The following is a 13,260-nucleotide window of genomic DNA, read 5'->3' as shown; positions in this document are numbered from 1 at the left end:
CGGCGAACGTCAGCACCTGCACGTTGATGTGCGGCAGCTGCAACATCTCTTCCACCCCCCCCCCCCCCCCCCCCATCCCCCCCCCCCCCCCCCCCCCCCCCCCCCCGCGACGGCCGAGCGCGTGCGTGCGAGGGGCCCGTCGCCGTGGGCGACGGGCCCCTCGCACACACGAGGCCACTGGGTGGCGATGGTCGCGGCGCGCTCAGCCGGGCTTGCCCCGCCCCGACATCGCGTCCCGCACCCGGTCGACCATCCCGGCCCCGGGCGCCAGGAGCTTGTTCATCGGGGGCTTGTCCGGGGCGGAGGGGTGCGGTCGCGTCGGCGCCGTCTTCTTCGCCCGGCGGACCTTGTCGCCCAACTGGTCCAGGGCTTCGGCGGGGCATGCCTCGCGCAGCCTCGGGAAGAGGTTGCCCTCCTCGTCGGCGACGTGCGCACGGATCTCGCTCATCAGCATGCCGATCAACCGGTCGAACTCGGCGTCGTCCGCCGCGCAGCCCTCCAGGTCCTTCATGATCTGCTCGGCCTCGGCGTGGTCCTCGAGTTCCTTGTCCGCGAGGGCGCCCCCGTTCGCCACGTGCTCACGAACGGCCGGGTAGAGATACGCCTCCTCCGCCACCGAATGGCGGATCAGCTCGATCGTCGCCTGATCGGCGTACAGCTTGCGGTCCTTGTGACCGGGCGGCAGCGCCTCGATCCTGCCGAAGAGCTCCTCGACCTCACGGTGATCGGTCGTCAGCTCGTCGATGACGTTTCCTCCGTGTCCCATGTTCCACCTCCATCCAGGTCGTGGCGGTTACGGGACCGACCCGCCACGGGCGTCGGGTCCCCCCACACTCAGCGGGCTAACGCCCGGTTCACCGGTGCCGGGCGCGGAGCGGCCAGGACGACCGGCAGGTGCGGACCCCCGCGCCGAGCCTGGCCCGGACACCGCCCGCGGCCGCCGCGGGGCCTGCCGCGGCCCGCATCGAGCGGCGCACCAGACGGGCGTCGTGCCGCAGGTCCCGGGCGGCGTGCCGGCCCCGCCACAGCAGGGAGGGGGCACCGCCGGTGTCGTCGGCCGCGATCAGCAGCCCGCCCATCATGGACAGGTTCTTCAGGAAGTGGACGCGCTGCTGGGCGCGGTCGGACGGGTCCTCCGCCTCCCAGTAGCGGTGCGCCGCCAGGGTGGTGGGGACCAGCGCGGCCGCCAGGGCCAGCGAGGCCGCCCGCGGACAGCGGCCGAGCCCGAGCATGACCCCGCCGACCACGTGGACGGCGCCGTTGAGCCGTACGAGTTGTTCGGTGCGGTCCGGCAGCACCGCCACCCGGTCGGCCACCGGCCGTACGACCGGCTCCGCCGCCGGGGCCACCTCCTCCGGCCTGCGCAGGGACTGCAGGCCACCCGCGACGAACATCGAGGCGAGCATCGGGCGGCCGACCATACGCAAAAGACTCATGACGCTTTCTCTCGCTCTCTCTCCAAGAGGTACCGCGGGACCCGCAGGGCCCTACCGAAGACGTGACGCCTACGGGGATCATCAGGTGCCCGGACCGGGCGGCGCCATTCGGCGCCCGGCGCGGCGACGGCGCTCTCCGGCCCCGCACCGTGCGGGCGCCACGCAGGTCACAGGCTGTTCAGGATCTGCGGTGACAGGTTCTTGATCATGGTGTTGGTCCAGCGCATCTGGCGCAGCGTCCGCGGATGGCAGGCGGAGGCGAGCCCCAGCAGCTCGCCGTCCCCGGACGCCCGGGCGGCCTGGGCGAGCATCTCCCAGTGCAGGGAGTTCTCCACGGCGGCGACATGCAGCTCCCGCAGGTCGCGCAGGAGCAGCAGACCCGGCTCGGGCCGGTGCACCACCGCCTCCGACGCCTTCTTCCGCAGCGTCGCGAAGACGCCGTCCGAGGAGTGGTCCGGCGCGTCGCCCAGCTTCACGTCGCGTTGCGCGGCGACCTCCGCCAGCCGCCGGACGTGTTCGCGGGACCAGACGGCGAGGTCGGTGGCGACGTGATGGACCTCGTGCTCGGTGCGGTGCCGTTCGGCGACGGTCACCAGGTCGTGCGCCAGGTGCCGTTCGCCGCGGTGCAGTGTGCGCAGGGTCAGGGTGATGCCGTTCACCGGGCGCCTTCCTCGCGGCCGTGCGGGAACCGCGTCGGCGTCTGTGCCGTGTGCGCCGCCGGTCCGCCGGCGGTGGGCCGCGCGCTGGCGCCGGCGGCCGGTGCCGACGCGGTGGTGGTGGGTGCGGGAGAGGGCCTGCCGTCGCCGCGCTCGACGAGGGTGAGTGCGGCCGTGGCCGTCTTGAACAGCGGCTGCTTGGAGGCCGGGTCCCAGTCGGTGACGGTCGTCTCGTTCGCCGCCCGCCCGGGGGTGTCCGGGCCCGGGCCCGACCCGTCCTCGGTGTCCCAGTAGCCGTAGTGGAACGGCACGAACAGCAGCCCCGGCCGGATGCCGGTCACCCGCAGCCGCCCCCGCAGGGACCCCCGTCCGCCGGCGACCTCGACCAGGTCGCCCTCGCCGAGGCCGAGCCGGTCCGCGTCCGCGGTGGAGATCTCCACCCACACGTCCGGGGCGGCGTCGCGGAGCTGGGGCGCCCGTCCGGTCTTCGTACGGGTGTGGAAGTGGTAGATCGTCCGGCCCGTGGTGAGCTGGAACGGATACTCCTCGTCCGGCTCCTCGTGCGGCGGCCGGTAGGCGGCGGCCTTCAGCATCGCCTTGCCGTCCGGGTTGAGCGAGCGGTAGTCCACGACCTCCTGCGACGCCCCGGTCTCCAGGTCCTTGCCGTAGCTCTCGCACAGGTCCGGGTGGGCCCAGCCGATGCCGTCCGTGTAGAGCCGCGCGGTGCCCTCCGGCGCCCCCTCGTCGCAGGGCCACTGGATGCCGCTGGTGTCGCGCAGCTTGGCGTAGGACAGGCCGGTGTAGTCGCAGGGGCGGCCCGCGCTGCACCGCTTCCACGCCTCGAACGCCGACTCGGGGTCGTCCCAGGTGATCAGCGGGCCGCCGTCCTTGTCCCGGAAGTCCATGCGCCGCGCGTAGTCGAGGAAGATGTCCAGGTCGGGCCTGGCCTCGCCGGGCGGTTCGACCGCCCTCTCGGACAGGTGCACCGTGCGGTCCGCGTTGGTGAGCGCGCCCGTCTTCTCGCCCCAGGTCGCGGCGGGCAGCACCACGTCGGCCAGTTGCGCCGTCTCCGTGAGGAACAGGTCCTGCACCACCGTGAACAGCCGTTCCTGCGTCAGGATCGAGCGGATCCGGGGGAGTTCGGGCAGCGATACGGCGGGGTTGGTGCCGCTGATCCACAGCATCCGGATCGAGCCCTGCTCGGCGTACCGGTACATCTGCATCGCGTGCGTGGGCGGCGCGAAGTGCGGGATGGTCTCCGGCTCGACGTTCCACACCTTGGCGAGGTCGGCGACATGGGTGTCGTTCTGCCAGTTGCGGAAGCCGGGCAGGTCGCCGTTGGCGCCGCACTCGCGGGTGTTCTGGGCGGTGGGCTGGCCGTTCATCTGGAGCAGGCCGGCGCCCGGGCGGCCCAGCATGCCCCGGATCAGGTGCAGGTTGTTGATCTGCACCGCCGCGGCGGTGGCCTGGTGGGACTGGTAGACGCCCTGGAGGACGGTGGAGACCAACGCGTCGGTGGTGCCGACGAGTTCGGCCGCCTCCTCGATCCGGGCGGCGGGGACGTCGCAGATGCCCGCGGCCCACTCGGGCGTGCAGTCGGCGACGCGGTCGGCCAGCTCCTCGAAGCCGACGGTGTGCGCGGCGATGAAGTCGCGGTCGATCCTCCCGTGCCGGATCGTCTCGTGCAGCAGCGCGTTGAGCAGGGCGACGTTGGTGCCGACCCGGGGTGCGAGGTGCACGGCCGCGTGCCGGGCCACCCGCGTGGGCCGTGGGTCCACGCACAGCAGGCGCGGCGGATCGGCCCCCTCCATGCGGTCCAGCAGCCGCATCCACTGCACGGGCTGGGTCTCGGCGATGTTGTGGCCGAACAGCGCGACCACGTCGGCGTGGTCGAAGTCGTCGTAGCTGCCGGGCTGTCCGTCGCAGCCGAAGGTCTCCTTCAGCGCCTCCGCGGCCGTCGACGTGCACAGCCGGGTGTTGCCGTCGAGGTGGTTGGTGCCGATGCCGGCCCGGGCGAGCACCGCGAGGGTGTAGTACTCCTCGAGGAAGAGCTGGCCGGAGGTGTAGAAGCCGATCGAGCCGGGGCCCCGCTCGTCGAGGAGCTCGCGCGAGCGGGCGGCCACCAGGTCCATCGCCGTGTCCCAGTCCGTCTCCACCAGCCGCCCGTCCCGCCGTACCAGCGGCCGGGTCAGCCGGTCCCGGGAGGCGTTCGCCTGCCACCCGAACAGGTCCTTCGGGCCGAGCCGGCCCCGGTTGACCCGGTCCACGTCACGGCCCCGTACGCCCACCATCCGGCCGTCCGCGACCGCGATGTCCATGGCGTCGCCGTCGGAGTGCAGGATCGACGCCGACTGCACCCACCGCTCCACCGACGAGGGGTCCACCCCCTCCGCGAGGAACGTGTCCACCCGGGCCGGCCAGGTCTCGTGCCGCCCGTAGGGCACTCTGCCGCCCCACGGCTGCGCGATCCGGTCCGCCGAATCCTCCATTACCGGCCTCCCGCCGACTTCCGTCACCTTGCCGGCCGCCGGGTACCCGAGTACCACCGTTCGACGCCATTCACTTGTTGGAGCGCTCCCAGGCGGGCAGGATGCTGCGGTGACTCCGACTGCCCACGTACGCCCGTACCGTCCCGCCGACGCCCCGGCCCTCGACGACATCTGCATCCGCACCGCGCACAACGGCCGGGACAGCCGGCCCGTGTACGCCGACCCCGCCCTCCTGCCCGCCATCTTCGCCGCCCCCTACGTCCACCTGGACCCGGACCTGGCCTTCGTACTGGACGACGGACAGGGCCGGGCCGTCGGCTACATCCTCGGCACGGCGGACACCCCGCGCTTCGTCGAGGAGTTCCGCGCCAAGTGGCTGCCGCGGGTCGCGGACCGCTATCCGGCGCCGGAGGGGCCGCCCGGCACCCCCGACGAGGTCATGGCCAAGCTGCTGCACGACCCGGAGCGCATGATCGTCCCCGAACTGGCCGCGTACCCGGCCCATCTGCACATCGACCTGCTGCCCGACCGGCAGGGCCGCGGACACGGCCGGGCGCTGATGCGCACGTTCTGGCGGGCGCTCCGGGAGCGCGGCGTCCCGGCCGTCCACCTGGTCATGTCCACAGCCAACACACCGGCCAGGGCCTTCTACGACCGTATGGGCTTCCACGTGATCGAGACGGCGGGCCTGGATCCCGCGGACGTCACCTGCCTCGGACGCACGACGGACGACACCGGCCGGCCCTGACGCGCCGGGCGGTGCTCAGGCGGCCGCGCCCAGCCGGTAGACGTTGAACGCCCGGCGGATGACGGGCTGCGCCACGTTGCGCACCCGTACCCCGCCCGCCGTCATCCCGTGCTCGGAGCCCAAGTGGGCGTGGCCGTGCACGGCGAGGTCCGCGCCGGCCGTGTCGATCGCCTCGGCCAGCAGATAGCTGCCGAGGAACGGGTGGATCTCCGGCGGCTCCCCGGCGAGCGTGTCGGCGACGGGGGAGAAGTGGGTCAGTGCCACCCGGGCGGTGCAGCCCTCGTCGGCGAGCTCCTTCAGCGCGGCGTGCAGGCTGTCCGCCGAGCGGCGGGTGGTGCGGACGAACTCCTTCATGATCGGCTCGCCGAACTCTCCCGCGCTGCGCCCGACGAAACCGCCGCCGAACCCCTTGACCCCGGCGATGCCCACCCGGGTCCCGGCGCACTCCACGACGGTCCCCTCGCCCTCCAGCACGCGCACGCCGGCGTCCTGGAGGAGTGCGGTGACCTTCTCGGGCCGTTCGTCGTGGTGGTCGTGGTTGCCGAGGACGGCCACCACCGGTACCGGCAGGTCACGTACCTCCTGTGCCACCACCCGTGCTTCCTCCGGAGTGCCGTGCCGGGTCAGGTCCCCGGCGAGCAGCAGCAGGTCGGCACAGTCGGGCAGGGTCTCGAAGGCGGGCCGCAGCAGTCCCTGGCTGTCGGGCCCCATGTGGATGTCTCCGACGGCGGCGACGCGGATCATCACAGCTCCTCCGCATGGTCGGGGCCGGTCGTCTCCGCCACCACGACGTCGGTGTGCACGGTGAGCCCGGCCAGCTCCTCGTGGGCGACGCGCAGCACGGTCTCGCGGCACTGGGCGGAGGGCACCGTGCCGGTGATCACGATCGCGCCGGCCCGGATCTCGGCCCGGACCCCGAGCTCGCCGAGCTCCTCGGCGGCGAGCCGGTCGTGGAGGTGGGCGACGCGGTACTCGACGTTCCCGGCAGCGGAAGCGGTGTCGCTCGCCGCGGGTCCCTGGTGTGCGACGGGGTCGCTCATCGCTGCTCCTCCTGCGCGGAAGGGGCCGGAGGGATGATCTCCAGCCGTTCGAGGATGAAGAAGAACGCGGCGGGCATCGGGGCGTCGCCGCAGTCGCGGCGCAGTTCGTCCCAGTCGATCTTCTCCCGCAGCGTGCGGGCGATCGGCAGGACCGCCCCGAAGTCGCAGTGGTGCTCCGAGAAGGCCGCCAGCAGACCGCGGAGCAGGTCGGTGGGCGACAGGACCGGCATGAGTACCGAGTCGACCGAGAGGTCCTGCGCCCGTGCCAGCAGCTGTGCCGTGACGGGCTCATGCGCCAGTTCGAAGATGAGGTCGACCTGCTGTCCCAGGCAGTTCGCCTTCAGCAGCCAGTCCTCGGGCGGCGTGTACACCGCCAGGCCCGCTTCCCGCAGCGTCGCGGCGACGGCCTCCGCGTCGTCGGGCCGGATGCAGAAGTCGACGTCGTGCTGGAGGTTCTGGGTGCCGCCGTGCGCGTACACGGCGACGCTGCCGGCCAGCGCGAACGGGTGCTCCTTCTTCTTCAGGATCGAGCCCACCTGCTTGGCCGCCTGCAGGATCGCCTGGTTGCGGTCGAGTGGGAGATCCTCGTGGCGGGCGTCGTTCTGGGGGACGAGTCCGGGGTCCCCCGCTGCCAGACGGAGCTCGGAAACGCCGGCGCGCTGGTCGAGAGCGCGGTCGTCGGCGTGCTGCGTCATCGCTGTCCCCTTCCCGGGCTGTCGCCTCCTGCGGGTCGGGCCGGATCGGATCGGCCCTCCTCTGGGTTTCGGGTACCCGGCGCGGTACCGCCGACACGAAGGCCGCCCCGGAGGTGGGGCACCGGGACGATTCCGGGCACTCGGACGGCATGAACGACGAGCGGGAACGGCGGGAACGGGAGCGGCGGCGGACCGGGTCCGAGGACCACCGGACCGGGACCGTGGAACGGCTGGTGGCGGCGTGGCTGGCGGAGACCGGAGCCCATGACCCCGCCGCGGCCCACGGGGCCCGCACCGGCTGGGAACGGGGTGCCCTGTCCGAGGGGGCCGCCCAGGACCTGGCCACCTGGGTCACCGCGAGGATCACGGACACCGGTTTCACCGAGGACGAGGGCCCCTATGTGGAGGGACCCGTGCGCATCACCCCGTCGGACAAGGACACGGTGCACGAGTGGCTGCGTGCGCGGGGGCACTGGATCTGACGTGCCGGGCCACCGCGCGGCGGCGACGTCAGCGGACCGGCGGCCGCCATTCGAACATCAGGATCGTCGCGTCGTCCCGCAGCTGCCCGCCGGTCTGCGAGTCCAGAATCGAGTGGATCAGGCGCCGCAGCGCCTCGGGCGCCAGCTCGCCGCCCGCCGTGGCGCGGATGACGAAGTCCGCGAACCGTTCGAGCCCGAACAGCTTCTCCTCCCGGGTACGCGCCTCGGTGACCCCGTCGGTGTACATCAGCACCCGGTCACCGGGTTGCAGGCTCACCTCGTGCGTCCGGCGCGGCTCGGTGGAGAGCTGGGCCGGCGCGCCCATCGGCGGGTCGGCGTCCCGCTCCAGCGCGTCGACGACCAACTGCTCGTCCCGGATCAGGAGAGGCGCGGGGTGGCCGCAGTTGCTCCAGCGCAGCAGACCGGTCTCGAAGTCCAGCTGGGCGATGACAGCGGTGCAGTACTGCTCCGGCAGCCAGCTGGCCAGGGCGTCGTCGACGCACTCCACGAGGGTGGGCAGGTCGGCCCCGTTGCGCCGGGCGTTGCGGCAGGCGGCCAGCGCCACCGCGCTGGTGAGCCCGGAGGCCAGGTCGTGCCCCATGGAGTCGATGACCGAGACGTGCAGCGTCTTCTGGGTGAGCGAGTGGTCGAAGGCGTCGCCGCCGAGCTCGTAGGCCGGTTCGAGGACGGCCGTCGACACGACGTGCGCGTTGCCGATGGTGCGCGGCGGCAGGAACGCGCGGAGCATCTCGGAGGGCAGGTGCATCCGCTGGGTGCGGGTGTGCCGGATGAAGGAGTCCTCGAAGGCCCGCTTCGAGGTGATCATCATGGCCAGCAGCGAGGCCAGCGCCCGCCCCCGGACAAGCGCGGTGGAGGTGAGTGCCGCCGAGTGCACCGCCAGCACGCCGAGTCGCTCGGCGCCGTCCACCAGGGGCAGCCACGCCGTGACACCGCCGGTCTCCGACTCCTCCACCCGCAGCGCCTGCGTACGGTAGGCCCAGCCGGCGAGTGAGCCGTCGACGGGCATGGCCGACGCCACGTCGGTCTGCGGTACGAGATGCCGCTGCTGCAGGTCGACGAGGTAGACAACGGTGTGCTGGAGGTCCAGGGCCTTGGCGCAACGGGCCACGGCGGTGCGCAGGTCCAACGTCAGATGGCCGGGATCGGCGAGGAACTCGAGCAGCACGTCGGTCGCCTCTGACGTCGACACCTCGTCTCCCCTCGTCGAGAAACCCGTCGTGCCGGGGCACGCTGCGCAGCAGTCTGGCACCGCCCGCCGGACCTCGCCCGTCGAGCGGGTCACGCGCCGGGCGCTTCGGCCCGGGCAGAACAGGGCACGCGTCACCTCGTACGGCACCGAGCGCGAAGGAGTGGTGCCACATGACCGAGTACGAGCGTTCCCGCACCATGCCCGCCCAGCCCGAGCAGGTCTTCGACCAGGCCTCGAACGTCGGGCAACTGGACGCCTGGCTGCCCCGGGACCTGCACGTGGAAGCCGAGGACCTGCCGGCCGTCACCGTGCACGAGGACCGCACCGACCAGGACACCTCCGCACTGCTCAGTGCCCGGCCGGAGCAGATGCGGCTCGAATGGGGCACCCGCGAGCAGGGCAGCTACGCCGGCTGGCTCCAGGTCGCCGGCATCGACGGCGGAGCCAGTGAGGTGACGGTGCACCTGTCGTCTTTCGACGAGGGACACGATCCCGGGGAGCACGCCGTGGCCGACGCCCTCGACAGCAGCCTGCGGCGCCTGGAGGAGCAGGTGCGGATGCGCACCGACAACGCGGCCGGGTGAACGCGTCGTACGGCAGGGCACACCACGGCCGGCTGGACGCGGAGGAGGGCGCCCACGTCTGCGGCGTCCACGTCTGCGGTGTCCACACGGTCGCCGAGTGGGTCGCGGCGGTCGCCGCCCGCTACGTCACGACGGGCGGCCCGCCGTCCGGGCCGAGGACGGCCCGCTGTCCGTGCCGGCAGTGCACGATCCGGTCCGCGAGCCCCTTCCGGTCGGCCTCGGCCAGGAAGGCGTCGAGCGGGGAGCGGAAGACGGTGTAGTCGCCGTAGTGCACCGGCAGGATCAGCCGGGGGCCGAGGCGCCGGGCGAGTTCCGCGCCCTGGCGCCCGTCCATGGTCACCACGAAACCGCCGGGCAGGGTCGTGCCGCCGAGGTGCAGCACGGCCAGGTCCAGGCCGGGGAAACGCCGGGCGATCTCGTCCAGGCCGTCGAAGAGCAGCGTGTCGCCGGACACGTAGAGCCGGTGCCGCGGGGGACCGTCGGCCCGGCCGAACTCCAGCAGGCTGCCCATCACCGGCGGCAGCAGGCGTCGCAGGACGGGCTGCCCGGCGTGCCGGCCGGGCAGTGCCGTGATGCGTACCCGCGCGTCCGCGTGCCGCACGGTCTCCTCCTGCCAGGTGCGCAGCCCCACGGCCCGGTGGAACCCGTGCACGCCCTGCAGCCGGCGGGATGCGTGCGGGGTGGTGACGATCGGCAGCGACCGGGACAGGTGCCGCCGGGCCCGGCGGTCCCAGTGGTCGCCGTGCAGGTGCGACAGCAGTACGGCGTCGAGCTCGGGCAGGTCGCCGGGTTCGAGCGCGGGCTCGGTCAGACGACGGCTCACCAGGCCGTACCCGAGGTGGGCGCGCTGGCCGCGGTGGAGGAAGTTCGGATCGGTGAGCAGACTCAGCTCGCGGTACTGGAGCAGCACGGTCGCGTTGCCGACGAAGTGGATCCGCAGGGAGTCGTCGGAGGACGGGGACATGTGGGTGATCCGATCCTGTCCGGGAGCACGGGCCGGGCCCGGCCGCCCGGGCCGGAACCCTCACGGGAGGACGGAGTACCCCTCCCGCGAAGGTTCACCCGGCCGCCGGAGCCGCGGTCGCCCGCCGGCCCGCCGGCGGCGCTCGCCGCCGCTCGCGGCCGTCCGTGGAGCTTCCCGGCGATCCATGCCTCTGGTCCGGACAGCCAAGTGCGGTGCGCCGACGGTCAGCGGTCGCCCTTGTGCCCCTGCCCCTGGCCAGGCTCCACGGCGTCGCGCCGCCCCGTCTGCTCCGCCTGGTCGAGCCGGACGAGTTCGGGGTGGTTCAGGTCGAAGGCCGGAGACTCGGAGCGCACCCGCGGCAGCGCGTGGAAGTTGTGGCGGGGCGGGGGACACGACGTCGCCCACTCCAGTGAACGGCCGTATCCCCAGGGGTCGTCGACCCCGACCGGCCGGCCGTACCTGGCGGTCTTCCAGACGTTGTACAGGAACGGCAGTGTGGACAGGCCGAGCAGGAACGCGCCGATGGAGGAGAGGGTGTTGAGGGCCGTGAAGCCGTCGACGGCCAGATAGTCGGCGTACCGGCGCGGCATGCCCTCGACACCGAGCCAGTGCTGCACCAGGAACGTGGTGTGGAAACCCACGAACAGCGTCCAGAAGTGCACCTTCTCCAGCCGGTGGTCGAGCATGCGGCCGGTCATCTTCGGCCACCAGAAGCTGAACCCGCCGAACATCGCGAACACGATCGTGCCGAACAGGACGTAGTGGAAGTGCGCCACGACGAAGTACGAGTCGGTGACGTGCCAGTCCAGCGGCGGCGAGCCGAGGATCACCCCGGTCAGTCCGCCGAAGAGGAAGGTCACCAGGAAGCCGGCCGCCCACAGCATCGGCGGTTCGAAGGACAGGGACCCCTTCCACATCGTGCCGATCCAGTTGAAGAACTTCACCCCGGTCGGGACGGCGATGAGATAGGTCAGGAACGAGAAGAACGGCAGCAGCACGGCACCGGTGGCGAACATGTGGTGCGCCCAGACGGTGGCCGACAGCCCGGCGATGGCGATGGTGGCACCGACCAGCCCCATGTAACCGAAGACCGGCTTGCGGGCGAAGACCGGGATGATCTCGGTGACCACCCCGAAGAACGGCAGCGCGAGGATGTACACCTCGGGGTGGCCGAAGAACCAGAAGAGGTGCTGCCACAGGATCGCCCCGCCGTTCTCCGCGTCGAACACGTGCGCGCCGAAGTGGCGGTCCGCCTCCAGCACCAGCAGCGCCGCCGCCAGCACCGGGAAGGCCAGCAGCACCAGGACCGAGGTCAGCAGCACGTTCCAGACGAAGATCGGCATGCGGAAGACGGTCAGGCCGGGCGCGCGCATGCAGATGATCGTGGTGATGAAGTTGACCGATCCCAGGATGGTGCCGAACCCGGACAGCGCCAGCCCCATGATCCACAGGTCACCGCCGAGGTAGGGCGCGTGGAGCGGGCCGCTCAGCGGCGTGTAGGCGGTCCAGCCGAAGTCCGCCGCGCCCTGCGGGGTCAGGAAACCGGCGAGCACGATCAGTCCGCCGAAGAGGAAGAGCCAGTACGACAGCATGTTCAGCCGTGGGAAGGCGACGTCAGGGGAACCGATCTGCAACGGCATGACGGCGTTCGCGAATCCGGCGAAGGTCGGGGTGGCGAACAGCAGCAGCATGATCGTGCCGTGCATCGTGAAGGCCTGGTTGTACTGCTCGTTGGAGAGCAGCTGCAGACCCGGCCGGGCCAGCTCCGCCCGGATCAGCATCGCCAGCACTCCGGCGATCAGGAAGAACGCGAACGACGTGATGAGGTACAGATGACCGATCCGCTTGTGATCGGTCGTGGTCAGCCAGGAGATGACCACCCGCCCCTTGCCGCGGGGTTCCGCCGCCGGGACCGGCGTGATCGGTTCGGTCTGTGTCGCCATCCGACCAGAGCATCCGAACCCCGGCCGCCTGCGTCGACGCCACGTCACGCGCCCACCCAGGTAGGGCCGATTGGCAGATCGTTTCTATCCGTCCGGGTGCGTCACCGCCTCGGAGGGACGAAGCGGCCGTCACCCGAATGGCCCTCGCTCACTACTGACGGCGGCCGATCCGGTGTCTCCTGGAGGGTGTCAGCGGCGTCCAGGCTGGGAGGCCGAACATGTACGAAATGTGCGTGGGCCCGGAGAAGGCGGGCGGAGCGTTGGTGTGGCACGTGATGGCCAAATCGGCCGCGGCCACCCTGTGCGGACAGCGACTCCGCGAACGTATCGAGGCATCCGACGGCGAACGGGCACGTCACTGCCCGGACTGCATGGCTTCGTTCGAGAAGCTCATGGCAACCACGCCGTGCTGACGGACCGTCCGCGACGTCGTCCGCCCCGCCGCATCCCGCGGCGGGGCGGACTGCGTGGGGCGGTCGGCGGGAACGGGCGGTCGGCGGGAACCGTGGCGGGCGGTCGGCGCCGACCGTGGTGCGCCCCCTTCCGCAGCGCCGCGGGTACGTCTCGGCCGCGCAGCGGCGCGCGCTCCCGGCCGATGATGGGTGTCGGCCACCGGACGTTATGGGTGCCGTCCCCGATGCCGCGGCACCGGCCCGGTGTGTGACCGTGGAGCGACGCCGCGCTCCGGGGCCTTTCCGAGGGCCGGGGAACGCTGCGAGCCGGCCCTCGTCCCGCCCGTTCGGGGGTGTTGCCGCACGGCCTGTTCCGGGCGTGCCGTCCGCGCCCCGGGTGCCGGGGCGGCCGGTGGCCGCCGTGACGTAGCGCCGTGGACGCGGACCGGGCCCGGCGCCCGCCCGTCCGTGCGCCCGGCGGTCCGGTCCGGGCGTCCGCCCGTGCCTCCGCGGTCCGGTCCGGGGCCCCGGGGGGGGGGGGGGGGGGGGGGGGGGGGGGGGGAAACAGGGGGAGAGAGGGGGGGGGGAGGGGGGGAGGGTTTGAGGGGCAAGACTATGCGT

At 72.5% G+C, this 13,260-nt stretch carries 13 protein-coding genes; 3 read left to right on the top strand and 10 right to left on the bottom strand.

Translation table 11 applies throughout. The features are described from left to right. Positions 1 to 202: 202 nt before the first annotated feature. The 4 genes from ACZ7G3_RS34985 to ACZ7G3_RS34970 all read right to left on the bottom strand — a co-directional run bounded on the left by ACZ7G3_RS34985 (position 203) and on the right by ACZ7G3_RS34970 (position 4,581). Positions 203 to 766 carry a hemerythrin domain-containing protein gene (locus ACZ7G3_RS34985; protein ID WP_470930661.1) on the bottom strand — a complete coding sequence of 188 codons (564 nt, stop codon included), beginning with the start codon at positions 764 to 766 and terminating at the stop codon, positions 203 to 205. 88 nt (positions 767 to 854) lie between these two features. Beyond that, positions 855 to 1,436 carry a DoxX family protein gene (locus ACZ7G3_RS34980; RefSeq protein ID WP_470930659.1) on the bottom strand — a complete coding sequence of 194 codons (582 nt, stop codon included), beginning with the start codon at positions 1,434 to 1,436 and terminating at the stop codon, positions 855 to 857. Between the two features lie 167 nt (positions 1,437 to 1,603). Continuing rightward, complete coding sequence (locus ACZ7G3_RS34975; protein ID WP_470930657.1) at positions 1,604 to 2,095, bottom strand: hypothetical protein; 492 nt, start codon at positions 2,093 to 2,095, stop codon at positions 1,604 to 1,606. Beyond that, positions 2,092 to 4,581 carry a molybdopterin oxidoreductase family protein gene (locus tag ACZ7G3_RS34970; RefSeq protein WP_470930655.1) on the bottom strand — a complete coding sequence of 830 codons (2,490 nt, stop codon included), beginning with the start codon at positions 4,579 to 4,581 and terminating at the stop codon, positions 2,092 to 2,094. Before ACZ7G3_RS34970 ends, ACZ7G3_RS34975 begins: the two co-directional genes overlap by 4 nt. 109 nt (positions 4,582 to 4,690) lie before the next feature. On the opposite strand from ACZ7G3_RS34970, the gene ACZ7G3_RS34965 reads away from it, so the two are divergent. After that, positions 4,691 to 5,329, top strand: coding sequence for a GNAT family N-acetyltransferase (locus ACZ7G3_RS34965; protein ID WP_470930653.1), 639 nt, complete (start codon positions 4,691 to 4,693; stop codon positions 5,327 to 5,329). Between the two features lie 15 nt (positions 5,330 to 5,344). Here ACZ7G3_RS34965 and ACZ7G3_RS34960 read toward each other — a convergent pair whose 3' ends face one another. From ACZ7G3_RS34960 to ACZ7G3_RS34950, 3 genes are read right to left on the bottom strand one after another with little or no spacing between them, the layout of a single operon-like run. Further along, a complete protein-coding gene (locus ACZ7G3_RS34960; RefSeq protein ID WP_426600897.1) occupies positions 5,345 to 6,073 on the bottom strand; it encodes a metallophosphoesterase family protein in 729 nt (242 codons plus the stop codon). Beyond that, positions 6,073 to 6,369, bottom strand: coding sequence for a BON domain-containing protein (locus ACZ7G3_RS34955; protein WP_470930650.1), 297 nt, complete (start codon positions 6,367 to 6,369; stop codon positions 6,073 to 6,075). Before ACZ7G3_RS34955 ends, ACZ7G3_RS34960 begins: the two co-directional genes overlap by 1 nt. Beyond that, positions 6,366 to 7,064 (bottom strand): nucleotidyltransferase family protein, encoded by a 699-nt coding sequence (locus tag ACZ7G3_RS34950; protein WP_470930648.1) that lies wholly within the window; start codon positions 7,062 to 7,064, stop codon positions 6,366 to 6,368. The genes ACZ7G3_RS34955 and ACZ7G3_RS34950 overlap by 4 nt, the downstream gene beginning before the upstream one ends. Before the next feature lie 149 nt (positions 7,065 to 7,213). On the opposite strand from ACZ7G3_RS34950, the gene ACZ7G3_RS34945 reads away from it, so the two are divergent. Beyond that, positions 7,214 to 7,546 carry a hypothetical protein gene (locus tag ACZ7G3_RS34945; protein WP_470930646.1) on the top strand — a complete coding sequence of 111 codons (333 nt, stop codon included), beginning with the start codon at positions 7,214 to 7,216 and terminating at the stop codon, positions 7,544 to 7,546. Positions 7,547 to 7,574: 28 nt separating this feature from the next. Here the strand turns inward: ACZ7G3_RS34945 and ACZ7G3_RS34940 are convergent, their stop codons facing one another. After that, complete coding sequence (locus ACZ7G3_RS34940) at positions 7,575 to 8,756, bottom strand: PP2C family protein-serine/threonine phosphatase (RefSeq protein ID WP_470930644.1); 1,182 nt, start codon at positions 8,754 to 8,756, stop codon at positions 7,575 to 7,577. A 170-nt stretch (positions 8,757 to 8,926) separates the two neighbouring features. On the opposite strand from ACZ7G3_RS34940, the gene ACZ7G3_RS34935 reads away from it, so the two are divergent. Further along, complete coding sequence (locus ACZ7G3_RS34935) at positions 8,927 to 9,340, top strand: SRPBCC family protein (protein ID WP_470930642.1); 414 nt, start codon at positions 8,927 to 8,929, stop codon at positions 9,338 to 9,340. Positions 9,341 to 9,461: 121 nt separating this feature from the next. Here the strand turns inward: ACZ7G3_RS34935 and ACZ7G3_RS34930 are convergent, their stop codons facing one another. Next, entirely contained in the window at positions 9,462 to 10,304 is an 843-nt protein-coding gene (locus tag ACZ7G3_RS34930; protein ID WP_470930640.1) for an MBL fold metallo-hydrolase, read from the bottom strand. Between the two features lie 224 nt (positions 10,305 to 10,528). After that, a complete protein-coding gene (gene ctaD, locus ACZ7G3_RS34925; protein ID WP_470930639.1) occupies positions 10,529 to 12,247 on the bottom strand; it encodes an aa3-type cytochrome oxidase subunit I in 1,719 nt (572 codons plus the stop codon). Positions 12,248 to 13,260 lie beyond the last annotated feature (1,013 nt).

The sequence above is a fragment of the Streptomyces sp. NPDC037271 genome (assembly GCF_055603605.1).
Note: the sequence above shows the minus strand (reverse complement) of the source record. Positions and strands in the feature narration are given on the sequence as shown.